The sequence below is a fragment of the Aerosakkonema sp. BLCC-F183 genome (assembly GCF_041929145.1).
GTDB lineage: Bacteria > Cyanobacteriota > Cyanobacteriia > Cyanobacteriales > Aerosakkonemataceae > Aerosakkonema.
Window position 1 is genome coordinate 36,684 of sequence record NZ_JBHFNU010000058.1, and the last position, 16,987, is coordinate 53,670.

Annotated in this window: 14 protein-coding genes; 11 read left to right on the plus strand and 3 right to left on the minus strand. The window is 45.8% G+C overall.

Translation table 11 applies throughout. The annotated features are described in order from the left end of the window. Positions 1–2,196 carry a catalase/peroxidase HPI gene (gene katG / locus ACE1CD_RS17145; protein ID WP_374793503.1) on the minus strand — a complete coding sequence of 732 codons (2,196 nt, stop codon included), beginning with the start codon at positions 2,194–2,196 and terminating at the stop codon, positions 1–3. A 194-nt stretch (positions 2,197–2,390) separates the two neighbouring features. On the opposite strand from katG, the gene ACE1CD_RS17150 reads away from it, so the two are divergent. Further along, a complete protein-coding gene (locus tag ACE1CD_RS17150; protein WP_374793501.1) occupies positions 2,391–2,657 on the plus strand; it encodes a hypothetical protein in 267 nt (88 codons plus the stop codon). 99 nt (positions 2,658–2,756) lie between these two features. On the opposite strand, the gene ACE1CD_RS17155 is transcribed toward ACE1CD_RS17150, so the two are convergent. Beyond that, positions 2,757–3,575, minus strand: coding sequence for a hypothetical protein (locus tag ACE1CD_RS17155; protein WP_374825683.1), 819 nt, complete (start codon positions 3,573–3,575; stop codon positions 2,757–2,759). 7 nt (positions 3,576–3,582) lie between these two features. Here ACE1CD_RS17155 and ACE1CD_RS17160 point away from each other — a divergent pair, with 7 nt between their 5' ends. From ACE1CD_RS17160 to ACE1CD_RS17180, 5 genes are all read left to right on the plus strand, one after another. Next, positions 3,583–3,798 carry a hypothetical protein gene (locus ACE1CD_RS17160; RefSeq protein WP_374793498.1) on the plus strand — a complete coding sequence of 72 codons (216 nt, stop codon included), beginning with the start codon at positions 3,583–3,585 and terminating at the stop codon, positions 3,796–3,798. A gap of 243 nt (positions 3,799–4,041) precedes the next feature. After that, positions 4,042–4,365 carry a thioredoxin family protein gene (locus ACE1CD_RS17165; RefSeq protein ID WP_374793496.1) on the plus strand — a complete coding sequence of 108 codons (324 nt, stop codon included), beginning with the start codon at positions 4,042–4,044 and terminating at the stop codon, positions 4,363–4,365. 94 nt (positions 4,366–4,459) lie between these two features. Next, on the plus strand, positions 4,460–4,729 hold the full coding sequence (locus tag ACE1CD_RS17170; protein WP_374793494.1) for a hypothetical protein: 270 nt from the start codon (positions 4,460–4,462) through the stop codon (positions 4,727–4,729). 103 nt (positions 4,730–4,832) lie between these two features. Next, on the plus strand, positions 4,833–6,014 hold the full coding sequence (locus ACE1CD_RS17175; protein ID WP_374825685.1) for an LL-diaminopimelate aminotransferase: 1,182 nt from the start codon (positions 4,833–4,835) through the stop codon (positions 6,012–6,014). 576 nt (positions 6,015–6,590) lie between these two features. After that, positions 6,591–7,016 carry a response regulator gene (locus ACE1CD_RS17180; protein ID WP_374793490.1) on the plus strand — a complete coding sequence of 142 codons (426 nt, stop codon included), beginning with the start codon at positions 6,591–6,593 and terminating at the stop codon, positions 7,014–7,016. On the opposite strand, the gene ACE1CD_RS17185 is transcribed toward ACE1CD_RS17180, so the two are convergent. Further along, a complete protein-coding gene (locus ACE1CD_RS17185) occupies positions 6,986–7,219 on the minus strand; it encodes a hypothetical protein (RefSeq protein ID WP_374793488.1) in 234 nt (77 codons plus the stop codon). The two genes, ACE1CD_RS17180 and ACE1CD_RS17185, sit on opposite strands and share 31 nt — an antisense overlap. 622 nt (positions 7,220–7,841) lie before the next feature. Between ACE1CD_RS17185 and ACE1CD_RS17190 the strand changes: the two genes are divergently transcribed. The 5 genes from ACE1CD_RS17190 to ACE1CD_RS17210 form a co-directional block, all read left to right on the plus strand. Then, positions 7,842–8,732, plus strand: a complete 891-nt coding sequence (locus ACE1CD_RS17190; RefSeq protein WP_374825687.1) for an NF038130 family PEP-CTERM protein — start codon at positions 7,842–7,844, stop codon at positions 8,730–8,732. 137 nt (positions 8,733–8,869) lie between these two features. Beyond that, positions 8,870–10,750 carry an excinuclease ABC subunit UvrC gene (uvrC, locus tag ACE1CD_RS17195; protein WP_374825689.1) on the plus strand — a complete coding sequence of 627 codons (1,881 nt, stop codon included), beginning with the start codon at positions 8,870–8,872 and terminating at the stop codon, positions 10,748–10,750. A gap of 227 nt (positions 10,751–10,977) precedes the next feature. Next, on the plus strand, positions 10,978–11,508 hold the full coding sequence (locus tag ACE1CD_RS17200) for a pentapeptide repeat-containing protein (protein WP_374790145.1): 531 nt from the start codon (positions 10,978–10,980) through the stop codon (positions 11,506–11,508). Between the two features lie 868 nt (positions 11,509–12,376). Next, positions 12,377–12,556: a replication restart DNA helicase PriA gene (locus ACE1CD_RS17205; RefSeq protein ID WP_190474926.1), complete on the plus strand. Its 180-nt coding sequence runs from the start codon at positions 12,377–12,379 to the stop codon at positions 12,554–12,556. Positions 12,557–12,809: 253 nt separating this feature from the next. Next, positions 12,810–16,987, plus strand: a 4,178-nt coding sequence (locus tag ACE1CD_RS17210) for a beta strand repeat-containing protein (protein WP_374825691.1), incomplete at its 3' end; no start/stop codon positions are given.

The following is a 16,987-nucleotide window of genomic DNA, read 5'->3' on the forward strand; positions in this document are numbered from 1 at the left end:
TTATTTGAGGTCATAGCGATCGAGGTTCATCACCTTGTCCCATGCCGCCACAAAGTCATGCACGAATTTCGGCTGCGAGTCCACACTTCCGTAAACTTCCGCCAGAGCTCGGAGCTGAGAGTTCGAGCCGAAGATGAGATCGACACGGGTACCAGTCCACTTAAGTTCGCCCGTTTTGCGATCGGTCCCCTCGAACTCATATTCATCTTCAGAGGTCGCCTTCCACTTCGTACCCAAGTCAAGCAGGTTGACAAAAAAGTCATTGGTCAACGTCTCTGGTCGATGGGTGAAGACGCCGTGCTTAGACCCGCCATAGTTCGCTCCCAAGACGCGCAAGCCGCCCAGGAGAACCGTCATCTGCGGGGCTGACAGGAACAGCAATTGCGATCGATCGACCAGCAACTCTTCGACCGATTCGCTGTGTTTGCCGCTGGTGTAGTTGCGGAACCCGTCCGCAGTCGGTTCCAGCACGGCAAAGGACTCGACATCCGTTTTCTCTTGCAACGCATCCGTGCGCCCCGGCTTGAAGGGAACGGTCACGTCATAACCGGCGTTTTTCGCCGCTTGTTCGACACCTGCACATCCGCCCAGAACGATCAGGTCAGCGATCGAAACCCGCTTTCCGCCAGACTGCGAGCTATTGAATTCCTGTTGGATTCCCTCCAGGGTTTGCAGCGTCGTTGCCAACTGCTCTGGCTGGTTAACCTCCCAATCCTTCTGAGGCGCGAGACGAATACGCGCCCCGTTCGCCCCACCGCGCATATCGGAGCAGCGGAACGTTGACGCCGACGCCCAAGCGGTCGAAACCAGTTGGGAGACAGACAGTCCCGAAGCCAGAATTTTGCCTTTGAGAGCAGCGATATCCTGCTCATCAATCAACTCATGGTCAACTGCGGGGACGGGATCTTGCCACAAGAACTCTTCCTGGGGAACCTCCGGGCCGAGATAGCGCGATCGCGGCCCCATGTCGCGGTGCGTCAGCTTGAACCACGCCTTGGCGAACTGAAGAGCAAACTCATCTGGGTTATCGTGGTAACGCCGCGCAATCTGGTTGTAGATGGGGTCCATCTTCATGGCCATGTCCGCCGTGGTCATCATGGGGGCGTGCCGTTTCGACGGATCGTGTGCGTCAGGTACCGTACCCGCACCAGCGTCGCCCTTGGGCTTCCATTGCCACGCGCCAGCAGGACTCTTCGTCAGTTCCCAGTCATATTTGAACAGGGTTTCGAGATAGCTGTTGTCCCACTGCGTCGGTGTGGGGGTCCATGCGCCTTCGATACCGCTGGTGATCGCATCGACGCCGACACCCGTGTTGAAGTTGCTCTTCCAGCCGAGGCCCTGATCGATGATGGTAGCACCCCCAGGATCGGGGCCTACGTGCGATGCTTCGCCCGCACCGTGACATTTGCCAAAGGTATGTCCACCGGCGGTGAGCGCGACTGTCTCCTCGTCGTTCATCGCCATCCGACCAAAGGTCTCGCGAATATCGCGACCCGAACCGATCGGATCGGGCTCGCCGTCTGGCCCTTCTGGGTTCACGTAGATCAGACCCATCTGAACGGCGGCAAGGGGGTTCAGCAGCACGCGATCGCCTTCATAACGCTCATTGCCGAGCCAGGTTTTCTCAGAACCCCAGTATATGTCTTCCTCTGGCTGCCAGACGTCCACGCGCCCACCTGCAAAGCCCAGCGTTTTGAAGCCCATCGACTCTAGGGCGCAGTTGCCCGCGAAAATCATCAGGTCAGCCCAGGAGATTTTTTGGCCGTATTTCTGCTTGATTGGCCAAAGCAACATCCGTGCCTTGTCGAGGTTGGCATTGTCTGGCCAACTGTTGAGGGGTTCAAACCGCTGGCTACCCGAACCCGCGCCGCCGCGACCGTCGCCAATCCGATACGTGCCTGCGCTGTGCCAAGCCATCCGAATGAAGAGCGGCCCATAATGACCGTAGTCGGCTGGCCACCAGTCCTGGGAGGTCGTCATTAGCTCGTAGATATCTGCTCTTAGGGCAGCTAAGTCGAGAGTCTTGAACTCTGATGCGTAGTTGAATTCCTCACCCATAGGATTGGACTGGGCTGAGTGCTGATGGAGGATGCTCAGATTCAAATAATTAGGCCACCAGTCTCGGTTCGACGGCACGTTGCGAGGCTGAGATTTCTGACCGCCCCCCGTAAATGGGCATCCGCTTTCGCTGCTCATAGTATCTCCTGTCAAATGGTGTGGTGTAGATTCTGTTAATTTGCTACAGGTATTGCAAATAAATAGCATATGGATAATTACTGGGATAATCGATGAGAAATATAATCGAAGATAAATTTAATTAACGTTATGATTTGAAACAAACGGTTATACTAATAGCTGTGCCTTATTGCAACACGTTGGAGCCGACGCTAATGTCGGCTAAAGCACTACTTTTAAAACGAAATGAATACATTGAATTGGCACCGGAAGTCTGGCTAAAATGGCAGGATTTAGGTGTAAATCCTGGAGTTTCAATTTATAGTGAGTCGCCGCGAAAGTTCAAAATGCTCGTACTAAAAAATTGGATGTTGTACCAAATTGGGAGAGCCATCATAAAAAAGCATATTATCAGCGAGATCGCCGAGTCGAAAAGCTTATCCAGTCTAGCTTTGAGCAATAGTTGTCGCCCGATCGGCTAAACTCCAGCAAGTAAAGGACACAGAAACTATGTTTCTGTGTCCTTCAGTTTATTCTAGCCCCAACGCACTTTTCTTCTTTTCACTATTAACTTTTCACTTCTAACCTTTAACTTTTGATTGGTGTTTGCGTTGGAGTGCGGCAGCAGTAACAGCACCAAAAGTCAGTAAAGCCAATGCAGAAGTAGGTTCTGGAACTGGTTTGGGTTTGTGCAGAGCCACAACAAAAGTGGCATCCGGGTCGAACATATCGTTGGTGTAACTACCCCCTCCCCAAGGCCCTGTTTGAGGATTGAAGCTACCGCCAAGGAAACCCTGCCCATCAGACCCACTGACCGTATCGGTGGGGATCAGTTTGGTGATACGGATACCATCAATTGCCTCCTCATTACCGATGCCGAAATCGCTCAAGTCGAAACCAGTCGCAAAGACGTTAGTTTCAAAACCATCGCTGAACTCGTATCTGAACTGAGTGAAGGTGCTTTGACCGACTTTCTTAATCGCTACCGCGTATGCTTCCGGTCTCCCCCAGCCACCGTTCTCGTAGACCACGAAGTCATTCCCAGCTGCATTTGTTAGGGACATACCCGTTCCCCAGTTAAGGTCGATCGTACCTGGGATAGCCGGGTTGTTTACATCGCCAATATTTACCGAACTATCGGGATCGAAGCCGAGTATCGCACCGACGGTTCGATTGGCAATTTCGCTGTTGCCCGATAGGAAGCTGGCAGTGAAGTGATTAATTACCTGGCTGCCTGAAACTATTGAGCCTCCGACTACAGAGTTGTCAGAATCCCAGGTATAACCGGCAACGGTGAAAGTGGCGGCAAGTGCCGATTGTGCTGTAGCTATTCCTACACCAGTGAGGATGGTTAGGGACAGGCTGATTTGATTCCAGCGCTTTTTACTAAAGGTTTTCATACAGGTAGTGCCTCCCGACACAAAAGTGTTGATTCTAGGGAGACTCAAGGGTGCGATCGTCAGAACGCTCCGATCGAGAGTGGCCGTTAAGCTGTGTCAAGCATTGTTAGTTGTAGAACTTACGCTTTCTGGTAAGCGTTTGTTTTGCCCCTATGACGGACAATTTTTCAGCGGCTTTTTGCTGCCATACTGCCAATCGACGATCGAAATGCCAAATGTGTAAATTCTTTAACTAAGCCAGCAACTCTCTATGAGTCTTTTCCGAATGCACCCTAACATATACATATAAACCTATAACCAGTGTTTGTACATACCTTCGATAAAGAATTTGTAAAGATTGCATCCATCTGACCTTCAGCACAGCCAATGCTTTTCGCAACTATCGCAAGTTATATTTCCGTCGAACTAGGTTGAGTTCGTGTCTGGGGTGGGGTAAGTTGATCAATGTCAGTCGTGGAAAAGTTTTATGAGCAGCACGATCGCAATTACCGATTCTGAATTTGAAACTCAAGTCCTGAAAGCAACTCAGCCAGTGTTAGTATATTTCTGGGCTTCTTGGTGTGGCCCTTGCCGTCTGATGACCCCGTTAATTAACTCAGCAGCGCAAACTTATAGCGATCGCCTCAAGGTGGTCAAAATGGAGGTAGATCCCAATCCGACTACTGTGGCAAAGTATAAGGTCGAAGGCGTTCCTGCATTGAGACTGTTTAACAAGGGTGAATTGATCGGGTCTGTCGAGGGTATCGATAGCAAACAGAAAATCACCCAGTTACTGGAATCCCACTTGTAAATAGTTATCAAAATTTTGGGTAAAAACCTCGCCCTTCTAGGGCGATTTTATACGAGCTATGCTAATATAAAACCTGGTATATAAAGGTCGAACCATGATTGTTTGCAAATTCAAAGTCAAAGGAAAAAATAGTCAATATCGCGCCATTGACGAGGCTATTCGCACCTCCCAATTCATATTTGCCAAGGAACGGAATTCGATGGGGAGACAATCTGCTGCGGAAAGGTCTTGGTCTGCACTCGCTCAATTATACGATAATTGCAAGAATGAAGATAAAAGGAAAGAAACGCTTTCCGAACTTCAAGAAAAATTGCCGTCAGGTGGAATACAAACCATTCGGGTGTATACTTTCAGAAACTCGTAAAGCCACAATCTTTTCCCCTCAAAAAGATATAGGAACGCTCAAGCGAAAAGGAACTTACAACCTCAACTTCTATTGACTCTTGAACAATGATTATTGAGTAAATATGCAATTTGCTAAACGTTTAGAACCCCTGCAATTTAATGTTTTCGCAGATATGGATCGGGCAAAGGCATCATCAGTAGCAGGGGGGAAGGAATTAATTGACCTGTCGCTGGGATCTTCGGATTTGCCAGCAGCAACCCACGTCATCAATGCGATCGCTCAATCCTTACAAGACCCCAGTACCCACGGTTACTTACTGTTTCGCGGCACAAAAGATTTTCGGGTTGCTGCTGCTACCTGGTATACTCAAAAATTTGGTATCCCGGTTGACCCAGAAACAGAAGTGCTGCCGCTGATCGGTTCTCAGGAAGGAACGGCCCATTTGCCCTTGGCAGTTCTCAATCCAGGAGATTTTGCTCTGCTATTAGACCCAGGGTATCCTTCTCATATGGGTGGGGTCTACCTCGCCAGCGGTCAGATCTACCCTATGCCCCTACGGGCAGAAAATGGGTTTTTGCCTATATTTGAGGAGGTGCCAGAAGCAGTTTTAGCACAGGCAAAAATGATGGTGCTAAGTTATCCCCATAACCCTACTGCGGCGATCGCACCTCTGTCTTTTTTCCAAACAGCTGTTGCCTTTTGCCAACAGCACAATCTTGTGCTGGTTCACGATTTTCCCTACGCCGATTTAGTTTTTGAGGATACATCGGCACCTTCGATACTGCAAGCCGATCCTGAAAAAAGTGTTTCGATCGAGTTCTTCACTCTTTCCAAGTCTTATAACATGGGTGGTTTTCGCATCGGTTATGCTATTGGCAATCCAAAGTTGATTCAGGCGTTGCGGCAGGTAAAAGCGGCTGTTGATTTTAATCAATATGGAGGTATCCTCAACGGTGCGATCGCAGCCTTAAGTGGCCCTCAAGAAGGAGTCAAAGCTGCCGTTGCCACTTTCCGAAATCGGCGAGATGCTTTCGTCAAAGCTTTAAATAATATTGGCTGGCCGGTTCCGACACCAAGAGCCACAATGTATGTATGGGCCAGATTACCGGCACCTTGGACGGAAAATTCGATCGGATTTTGCACTCAGCTCGTGGAAGCTACGGGTGTTGCCGTTTCTCCCGGTGCTGGGTTTGGTAAATCTGGAGAAGGGTATGTCCGTTTTGCTCTCGTACACGAACCGCCAGTTCTAGAAGCTGCGGTGAAGCGAATGGATGAATTCTTGCGTGTGCGATCGCCTGCCTAAATATTGCCCTAGTAAATGATTTTGGGCTAAGAACGTCATAACTGACGAACGCAATCGCTATAACTCGAACTAGATGGCTAAGCCCCTCTGTTAGATTTTGCCAGTCTGGACAATTCTCTTGCAACTAAGCGCTAAATTGCAAATGCAGGATAGCTCTTGGAGAGTTATAAGTCGATCGAAATAAATTAAAATTTCAGAAAAATCGTAATAGTAAAATGCGATCGTATTGCTGTATTTTTTGATTGAATAAATCAGAATGTATAACTTGTATCGAAGCAATTTACTATAACTATTCTGTATCGGTAATACACAACTTTCGCTCAAATTATGTACACAATTATTCACATATTTTTAATAATGGGTAGAAGTGATTAAAAGCAGGTTTTACTCGGTAAAGCAACTTGTTATAAAGACAGAATAAGATTTTTATCTTTTGTATAAATTGATAAATTTTACATAAAGGTAACGGATACTTAGCAGTATTGCTACTGTATTCTCCTAGTATTACTCTCTGGAGAATTTTCCGGTTGTAAACGAAAGCCTTACACAAAGGGTGCTAGCCAAACGATAAAAACCATGCTGAAAATACAGCAAATCCCGCTTGCTCAGTCAGGAGAGCAAATTTTGGCCGATCGAATTTTACTCGTTGAAGACCACGAGGTAAATCGTCGCTTACTGAGCGACTACCTCTGTTATCTCGGATACCAGGTTTTGTGCCTTGCCGAAGGCACCACCTTTTTTCAGGTGATGTCCAAGTTTCGGCCTCAGCTAGTTTTATTAGACTTGAAGTTACCAGGAGTTGATGGTTATACCATACTCCAAGAAATCCGGCAGATACCGGACTGGCATCAGGTGCCGGTGATCGTCGTCTCGGCGTATGCTTTTAAAGCCGATCAACAACGCGCTCTCAGTTTGGGAGCTACGAGGTACTTCGTTAAACCGGTCAATCTTTCTCATTTGCGGCAGGCAATTCAAGAAGAATTACGCGATCGACCTATATAAATTACCTTTCTTTTATCTCTAGTTATCAGCCATTTTTTCCGGCTTGTAATTTTTTCCCCAATCTGAGAGAGATTTTGCATAGAATCTCTGATGTCATCCATTTTAGCTTCAATTTGTGCCACTAATAAATTTACTGTTTGGAGATGATTGAGAGTTTGATTCAATGCTTCGCGATACTGAGTTTCAAGATTTTCTGAAGGCATGGATGCAACCCGCTTTGTGTGAAAGTAGACGGCCAAGGTGTTAAAGGAGAAATTCTCTTAGTCTTAATCTAAACTCTCATATTTGAAAATTAGTACTGACCGGTCATAAATTTATCTTTTTTTGCCTACTACGATTGAGAATCTTTAAGAAATATTAATAATTCCGCTTCTATTTGCTTTATAAAAATTAACATTTACGTATTTTTACATAAATAAAGGGAAAATTTTTTGAGTTTTTTATGGTTTATATACGTATCTAGTATCGGGATATTCAGTAGGAATAAAATTTTTGGCTTATCTCATCTAAGAACTCAATCAAATAACGACGGTATCTAATGATTTCACCCACAGATCGTCAAGATTTTACGAATCTGAGACGATCGATGGATATCACCTTTTTTTGAACCAGCCCTCAGAATTCACCAAAACTTCACACAAATTTGACCAGAAATTACGCTAAGTTCACCCAAGCCAAAAATCGCTTTTCTAAAATGGAAGAAAGTGAAGGTTAAGCGTTCACGGGTGGATCTGCTACAACCGGGAAGAGAAACAGACAAATCCCGTCAACAGTGGGATGTGCAACGTAAATCGTTTATTGAGAAACTTGAGAGGGAATCCAAAAATGCTTCAGACTATTAAACGTATTGCTATCGGCGCTTCAATGGTCGCAGGTGTGAGCGCTCTAGCCACTGCCCCAGCATCCGCCGCATCCCTCACTAATGCGACAATTGGCGGAAGTGCAGCTAGCGATTATTTAGTGTACGGTGTGTCCGGCAATCAAACCGTTGAGATTCCAAATACTCCGGCAAACATACAAGCCGTTCTCGACGGTAATGCCGCCAGTCCCACCGGTAACGTAGAATTGAGAGCCAGTACAGAGAAAGGGACTTTTACTGCGATCGATTTCCAAAAGAACACCACCTTGACAGGTAATATTGGTGGCAAGTCGCTCACTCTTAGCAGTATCACAGCAAGTGACTGGTTTGGAGCCGGTCTGAATACCGCATACGGCGCGAACAACCTTGCTAACAAGTGGTTTAACGAGTTCATCACCAAAGCTGGTTATGGTTTATTCGTAGGAAGTAGCGTTGCAAGTAGTTACTTTAATGCCTTTTTGGGTATGGGGGGATTCCAAGCAAGCAGCGACCCCAACATCTCCTACGTCAACCAAAATGATGATACCGGTCTCATTAGTATTGGGCTGGCAGGTCACTACAATTTAAAGGCTGCCTATGCTAGTAATCCCAAATATGCAGGATTTGCAGCTTTGTTACCAAGTGGATTCCAAGCAAGCGAAGTAGTCAAGTATACTTACGAAGGTAAGACTGACTATCTCTACAGCTTCAACGCTACTAATTCGGGTCTGGTTAACACGGATGGATTCTCTCACAACGGCAACTACGAAGTCTCGTTACAGGGAGTAAAAGTGCCCGAACCCTCTACAATGCTCGGTTTGATGGCTGTGGGTGGCTTGTTGGCAGCTAGCAAACGCAAGTCACAAAAAGTTGCTTAATAAATTATCTAATTGATTAAAAACCCGGTTTTTTGCAAAAAACCGGGTTTTTGTTCGGTTCGCGGTAGGCAATACCCACCCTCTAAACGAAAAGGCTTTCTTATCATGGTGATGGAGACAGTTTCTTTAAGTGAGTTGTGACCACTTCGCAGAAAGCGCTACCTTTAATCAAAGACCCGGAACGCCTAGAAAGTCGCCTCAAGGAGATTCCGGCGGAGCCAGGTGTTTATATAATGCGGGATGAGAGCGATCGCATCCTCTACATCGGTAAATCGAAAAAATTGCGATCGCGTCTGCGTTCCTACTTCCGCGAAGCTTCCGACCTCAGCCCCCGCATTGCCTTAATGGTACAGCAGGTAGTCGAGATCGAAATCATCGTCACCGATACGGAAGCAGAAGCACTGGCATTAGAAGCAAACTTAGTTAAGCAGTACCAACCGTATTTCAACGTACTGCTTAAAGATGACAAGAAATATCCCTACGTCCTGATTACTTGGTCAGAAGATTATCCCCGTATTTTTCTCACCCGCAATCGCAGACTAGGTAAAAAACAAGATAGATATTATGGCCCTTACACCGATGCTCGCATATTGCGGCAAACTCTACATATAGTCAAGCGCATATTCCCTTTGCGTCAGCGTCCCCAACCTTTATTTAAAGACCGTCCCTGTCTCAATTACGATCTCGGTCGCTGTCCTGGCGTATGCCAGCTGCTGATTTCTCCAGAAGAATATCGCAAAACAGTACAAAAAGTGGCAATGCTTTTCCAAGGTCGCACGCAAGAATTGATCGATATTCTCACAGCGCAGATGGAACAAGCCGCAGAAGCGCTCAACTTTGAAACGGCGGCGCGTATTCGCGACCAAATTACTGGATTGAAATCTTTGACGGCTGAACAAAAAGTCTCGTTACCTGATGATACCGTGTCGCGAGATGCGATCGCACTTGCCGCAGACGATCGACACGCCTGCATTCAATTATTCCAGATTCGAGCCGGACGTTTGGTCGGAAGGTTGGGATTTGTGGCAGATGCTGAATCTGCTACACCGGGAGCGATTTTGCAGCGGGTGTTGGAAGAACATTATCAAAATGCCGAACCTGTAGAAATTCCCACGGAAATTCTGGTGCAATACGAGTTACCGGAAAGCGAAATGTTGGCAGAATTTTTAGGAGAAAGAAAAGGTCGCAAAGTGACAATTTTGGCTCCGCAAAGACAAAGCAAAGCGGAATTAATTGAAATGGTGGAGCGCAATGCTGAGTATGAATTATCTCGCACTCAGAAATTTGCCGATCGCAACAGCGAAGCAATGCAAGATTTAGCCAACATTCTCGATTTGCCAGACTTGCCACGCCGCATAGAAGGTTACGATATTTCCCATATTCAAGGTGCAAATGCTGTCGCATCTCAGGTTGTCTTTATCGACGGTTTACCCGCCAAACAACATTATCGACATTACAAAATCAAAAATCCTGCCGTTACAGTCGGTCACTCCGACGACTTTGCCAGTCTCGCCGAAGTTATCCGCCGTCGCTTTCGCAAGTACGTAGAAGACCCGCAATTGGAACGAGTGGGAAATCCAGATTTTCCCGATTTGGTGATGATTGATGGTGGGAAAGGTCAGCTATCATCGGTTGTGGCAGTGTTGCAAGAAATGAATCTGTTGGAAGATTTGCGAGTGGTAAGTTTAGCCAAGCAGCGAGAAGAAATATTTCTGCCAGGGGAATCTTTGCCATTGCAAACAGATGCAGAACAACCGGGTGTGCAATTGTTGCGGCGACTGCGGGATGAAGCGCATCGATTTGCGGTTAGTTTCCATCGCCAACAGCGTACCGATAAGTTGCGACGTTCTCGTTTGGATGAAATTCCCGGATTGGGATTTGAGCGACAAAAGCAACTGTTGGCACATTTTCACTCGATCGATTATATCCGCGAGGCATCTCCAAAACAGCTAGCGGAAGCGCCTGGAATTGGCCCTCGTTTAGCTCAGGAAATTTTCGATTATTTCCATCCCAGTTAGGGAGAGGGAAAGTCAAAAGTCAAAAGTCAAAAGTCAAAAGTCAAAAGTCAAATATTAATTCTTTCGCTCCCCCACTCCCCCACACCCCCACTCCCCCGCTCCCCCGCTCCCCCGATCGCTTGCGATTGGGGGAGAGTGATGTCAAGCTGTGGAAGGGAAACTCAGTTTGAGGACGACCAGTCTTGCAGACTAGATATAACATTAGCGCCTTTTTCCAGGGCACAAAGATGAAACTTCACCTTCTAAGTTCTATTATCTTATTGACTTTCTTCGGGATAAGTGCTTCAGCACAAGCCTACAATCCCCAACACTTAAGGATTTTGCTACAAACAAGAGAATGCCGGGGGTGCGACCTCAGCGGTGCGCCTCTGGGTCGGATGGATCTTAGGGATGCGGATTTGCGTAATGCTTATCTTGCAGGTGCTGATTTGCAAGCAGCTAACCTGTCGGGTGCCAAACTTGTTCGTGCCGATTTGACTAATGCTAACTTAAGTCGAGCTTATTTGGTAGGTGCTGACCTCAAGCAAGCTTTTCTCACTCACGCTGACTTGCGAGGTGCTGATATGAGACTTTCTCGCTTGAGTTTTGCCGCTCTCGGTCATGCTGACCTTAGTAATGCAGACTTAAGCGGAGCTGAGTTGACGGGTACGACGCTTCGAGAAGCTAACTTAATTGGAGTGGATTTAACGAGAGCAATTCTCAAGAAAACCACAATGCCTGATGGCAGAATTCGCGATTCTGAGGATTTGCGGAGATAGCGATCGCTACAATATTCCCAGTCAGTCCTGTACGCATTTGCTCATAGTTGGGGAGTAGGAAGTGGGAGTCATGTACCTCATGCGGCTGCAAATCCCTATAACCTGATTTCCTTAGGCTTGTAGAGGCGTTCTATACAACGTCTCTACAATAAGCTGTTGGGCATTTAAATTTGATTATTGGGAAACAGAAGAAGTAGCTCTAATCCTCTCCCCTGCTCCGAAAGCTCCCCTGCCCCCCTGCAATCTCAATAACTAATTTAGATGCGTGACAGGTTAGGACATCCCTCTCGAAACCAAATTTATTAGAAAAATGATAACTTTTCCCCTTTTCATGCTTAAATCCTGTATCTAAAGAAATAATTAAAAGTTGAACAGAATCTTAAAAATAGTCGTTAAATATTCTTCAATAAATGTATATAAAGGCCATCTCTTTACTGAAAAATAATTTTTAGTGACGGCGCTGGAGACAGCAATCTTCTGCTATCATCCGAATGGTAGGGTCTGATATCAAAGACTTATGCCAAGATAATGATTGGGGATCATTGCTTTTAGCTAGATTACCCGAACTCAAATATAACAACCTATGGCTACAGCTTGAGACTGTTTTAGCTGAAATTGGAGTCAGGAAAATCTGGTTTAAACCAGGTGTGTCATAACCAGAGAATGATGCGGCAAAAGTGTCATCGCGGGTGCTAAAGGGCCGATCGCGTTATCCCAGAAACTTGGTTTATTTTGCTGGGTGTGAGGAGATTACGTCTATATGACCCAAAGAAACCCGTTTTCTTACTCCGGATGTAGAAAAACAGTCATCATGGGTGCTGGTTTTTACCATTGTCTTTAAAAACTGAGTTAATTGAGAGATTTCAAAATGCAAACAGTACAAAAGATCCGCTGCCCCAACTGTGGCAATCACGGAGAACGTCACTACCTTTCTATCAGTAAACTTATCTCAACACAATGTCACGCTTGCGATTATTTGATGGTGACTTGTTCTCAAACGGGAAAAGTGATCGAAGCTTACGCTCCAGGTAGATACGCCCGCCGATAGTTGATTTTGTTGCTAACTTAATATAGCAAAACCCCTATCCACTTATGCAAATGGGTAGGGGTTTTAACATAGGAACATCATTTTCTGATTGACGTCCGACATCCCACCTTTTTCCTTTTCCTGTTTCCCTTAGCGTTTCGCTCTCACTGTGGCACAAGGTATCAAATCATTGACAATCTTATTTGCTGTGCTAAGAAAGATGTCAGCACAACACAAGTAATTTTATGATTAACCAGGGCAGAGAGGTCAGGCTATGGCTTCAATTCGGACTTGTGCCTTTTTTCTCTTTTCTGCTTTAACAGGAGCGATCGCACTAGCAGCACCAGCTACGGGACAAGCGATCGTCCCAGCAGCAGACGGGACTGGCACTGTAGTTACCCCTCAAGAAAATCGTTTTGACATCACGGGTGGCCAAAGATCTGGGGATGGTGCCAACCTATTTCATAGTTTCACCGAATTTGGTCTCAATTCCGACCAAGTTGCTAACTTTTTGTCCCGACCCGATATCCTGAACATCCTCGCGAGGGTAAACGGCGGTAACGTTTCTTATATTAACGGCCTTATTCAAGTTACGGGCGGTAATTCCAACTTATTTTTAATGAATCCATCTGGCATTGTCTTTGGCGCAAATGCCAGTTTAAATGTGCCTGCTGCTTTCTTAGCCACTACAGCCAACGGTATTGGTCTCACTCCCACAGATATGCCTGGGAACGTCAACTGGTTTAATGCCGCTGGGCCTAATAATTATGCAGCGCTGGTAGGAACGCCTTCAGCTTTTGCCTTGACAATGCAGCAGCCCGGAAGCATCGTCAATTCGGGTAATTTGGCAGTGGGTATAGGGCAAGATCTCACTTTACTCGGCGGTACGGTTGTCAATACCGGGCAATTGTCCGCACCTGCTGGTAATATTACCGTAATGGCGGTGCCGGGGCAAAGCTTTGTGCGTTTGAGTCAACCCGGTTTTGTGTTGAGTTTGGAACTGCAACTATTAGGGAATAGCGGTACTTTACCTAATAATTGGACGTTGCCGATCGCATCCTTGCCGCAAATGTTGACCGGAGGAGGTGTCGGTCATGCTACGGGAATATCTGTAAATAAAGATGGCAGCGTGCAGCTAACCGGTTCGGGAATTACCGTACCAACACAGGGAAGTAGTGCGATCGCATCCGGTACGATCGACGTATCCGGACAAACCGGAGGCAGAGTACAAGTTTTCGGCGATAAAGTCGGTCTTGCCAGTGCTAATATTAACGCCTCTGGTACTTCCGGTGGCGGCACTGTTTTGATTGGCGGCGATTACAAAGGATTGGGTGCAGTTCCGAATGCTTCTCGCACTTTTATTAGTAATGATTCTACCATTGCTGCTGATGCTTTACTCAACGGCAACGGCGGTCGGGTAATTGTCTGGGCAAACGAAATTAACCGGACTTTTGGCAACATTACTGCTCGTGGTGGTATTTTATCGGGAAATGGAGGTTTTGTCGAAATATCCGGTCGAGAGTTTTTGGACTTCAAAGGAAATGTGAATACTTTAGCGCCCCAAGGTAATCCGGGGATGCTTTTACTCGATCCTACAGATATTATCGTGCAAGCCGCTCCCGGAGATTTTGTCGATCTGACGGAAGTAGATGAATTTGCCGATCCCGACAAAGGTGGAAATGCGATCGCTGTTGACCTGATTAATAATGCCAGTACAAATGTAACCCTACAAGCAACCAATAATATTATCTTTGATAGTGGCGCTCCCGTTAATATTACTACTCCTGGCGTGGGATTGAGTGCCGAAGCTGGTAACAATATTACAGTCAAAGATAGCATTACGACAAATGACGGCAATATCACTCTCACTGGTAAAACGGGAGGCGTGTTTATTTATGCACCTCTCTTTTCAGGTACAGGTAGTATTAATATCAATGGAACTAACAGTAGTTCTTGGGGTATTAAAGTCGATCCAAGCGTATCGATATCATCAACAAGCGGCAATATTAACCTCAACGGCAATAGTGATAGTGCCGAAGGTATCCGCATAGATGGAACGCTCTCGTCAACAGGCGGTGATATCAGCCTTATCGATAACAGTACCGCAACTAGCACGGGTGCTGACGGCATCTTTGTCAACTCTACAATTAGTTCGGGAGGTGGGGATATTTCCCTCACCAGCGACAACAACAATATTAATGTAGGCGTTTTAGATTCTAGTTCTCTTGGTGGTGATGCTGGCCAAATCAATGTCACCGCTTCTAAGGGCAATATCAACACAGGTGATATCAATTCTGTGGGAGGTAGCACATTAGGTAACGGCGGCAATATTGCTCTGAGTGGAAATAGCGTTACTACAGGAAATATCGATGCTTCTGCTGGCAATTTGATAGGGAACGGCGGTCAAATTTTTGTGAATGGTATCACCAAAATCAATACGGGTAGCATTAACTCAACTGCTAACTCTAATGGCGGAAATATTGCACTAAATGGCCCAATTAATTTGACTAACGATCTTGATATAAATACTGGTTTAAATACTGGTGATATCAGTTTAAACGGCACAGTAGATGGTAGCCATTTTTTGAGGCTTTTGGCAGGCAGTAACGGTACTATTCGGATAAACGGTAATGTCGGCCAATCAATTCCTCTAGTTGGATTGGACTTTGCTAGCGCTCTGAATATTGAATTAGCAGGCCAGATATTTCCTACACAAAACGGCCTTACTTTTAACAGTGATGTTACTCTTATCGGTAGTGCAAATCTTGACGCAGGCACAGGAGCGATCGTATTTAATAAAAACTTGTATATTGGTACAAATTCTCTGGGTTTAACGGCAGATGAAATAAACTTTTATGGCGGTGCAGGTTCTGTAAAGGGCAGTATTTTTTTTACACTTCAGCCATCAACGCCAAGCCAAAATATTGTGCTTGGTGGCAATAGCAATATCGATCCAAATAGTTTAGAAATAACAACAGAAGACATCAAAGCTTGGCAACCGGGTTTCCTCACCATAACTATAGGAAGGGAAAATAGCAGTGGTGCTATTACTATGGCTGGTGATGTCATTTTTAATAGCACAGTTACTTTGCAATCGCCTCTAACGTCTGGCTCGATAAGCACCAACGGTTTTAGTATCGTCGGCACAAAGAATGTCAACATTTTACTGTTAGCAAATCAAAATGTTACTACTAATAATATCACCAATCCCGGTGGAGTAATTCAAATTAATAGTTTTGCTGGTAATATCGATACGACTGCCGGAAATTTAGATACGAGTTCTAGCAATAATGGAGGCAGGATATCGCTCACCGCACCCAAAGGCATCGCTACTGCCAACCTTATTTCCCGAAGCGGTAACGGCTATGGAGGAAATATATTGCTCTTTAGTAGCGAGGGAATTATTAACACTAAAGCAGGTATTGTTGATGCCAGTTCTAGTGCAGGTAATGGGGGTCAGATCGAACTCCGTGGCAATGCAGGTGTCATCGCATCATCAGTCACTTCCAGCAATAGCACTACAGGCTCTGCCGGTCACATTACCATCGCCAGCCAAAACGGAGCAATTACCGCTACTGCGATTAATGCTAATGCCTCCAACGGTAACGGCGGCAATGTTGAAATCACAGCCTTTAGTAATATTACTACTGACTCTGTTGAAGCTGGTGTTTTGACAGCAGGAAACGGCGGAAATATTAAAGTAAAAAGCCTCTTCGGTGCTATTACTACAGGTAGAATTATTACTCAAGCCAATGCGGGGAATGCTGGTAATATAAGTATCACTGCACCAGGTAATATTGACACAAAAGAAATTATTGCTGCTGCTGAAAATTCTGTTTTTCACAATGGCGGTACAATAGAGATTACTAGCACTAGCGGCAGTATAAACATTAGCAATACTCCAGAAGTTGCGATCGATACCTCTACTACAAACAATAACTCTACTGCCACAGGTAACGCAGGTGCAATTACTCTGCAAGCCGAAGGAAAGATTAATGTCGGCGGCAATGTCGCGGCAAACGTCAAAGGAACTGGGACTGGCGGTGATATTACTTTCAATAGCAACAGTAGCACTATCAATGTCGGCAATTTAGATTCCAGTTCTAGTGCAGGAAATGCAGGTGCGATCGCACTTAAAGCCAATGGTAATATTCAAACAGCCAACCTCACTTCTGGAGTCGATACCGGTGCTAACGCTGCTGGTGGTAACATCACAATCATCAGTCAAAATGGCACAATTACTTCTAGTTTAATTAATGCCAACGGTGGTTTTAGCAATGCTGGTAACATCGAAATTAACGCTTTCGATCAGATTACCACAGGTGACATCAAAGCGCAAGTATTTTCGGCTGGCAATGCCGGTAATATTAATGTGACCAGTAGCAATAGCAAGATTACAACTAATGGGATTTTTGCTGCGGCTAATGCTGGCAATGGTGGCAACATTACCCT

Bases quoted from the DNA above. Each gene is read 5' to 3' on its own strand.
- ACE1CD_RS17205 (WP_190474926.1), top strand. From the start codon at position 12,377: ATGCAAACAGTACAAAAGATCCGCTGCCCCAACTGTGGCAATCACGGA.
- ACE1CD_RS17185 (WP_374793488.1), bottom strand. From the start codon at position 7,219: ATGCCTTCAGAAAATCTTGAAACTCAGTATCGCGAAGCATTGAATCAA.
- katG (WP_374793503.1), bottom strand. From the start codon at position 2,196: ATGAGCAGCGAAAGCGGATGCCCATTTACGGGGGGCGGTCAGAAATCT.
- ACE1CD_RS17200 (WP_374790145.1), top strand. From the start codon at position 10,978: ATGAAACTTCACCTTCTAAGTTCTATTATCTTATTGACTTTCTTCGGG.
- ACE1CD_RS17175 (WP_374825685.1), top strand. From the start codon at position 4,833: ATGCAATTTGCTAAACGTTTAGAACCCCTGCAATTTAATGTTTTCGCA.
- ACE1CD_RS17190 (WP_374825687.1), top strand. From the start codon at position 7,842: ATGCTTCAGACTATTAAACGTATTGCTATCGGCGCTTCAATGGTCGCA.
- ACE1CD_RS17155 (WP_374825683.1), bottom strand. From the start codon at position 3,575: ATGAAAACCTTTAGTAAAAAGCGCTGGAATCAAATCAGCCTGTCCCTA.
- ACE1CD_RS17180 (WP_374793490.1), top strand. From the start codon at position 6,591: ATGCTGAAAATACAGCAAATCCCGCTTGCTCAGTCAGGAGAGCAAATT.
- ACE1CD_RS17170 (WP_374793494.1), top strand. From the start codon at position 4,460: ATGATTGTTTGCAAATTCAAAGTCAAAGGAAAAAATAGTCAATATCGC.
- ACE1CD_RS17165 (WP_374793496.1), top strand. From the start codon at position 4,042: ATGAGCAGCACGATCGCAATTACCGATTCTGAATTTGAAACTCAAGTC.
- ACE1CD_RS17150 (WP_374793501.1), top strand. From the start codon at position 2,391: ATGTCGGCTAAAGCACTACTTTTAAAACGAAATGAATACATTGAATTG.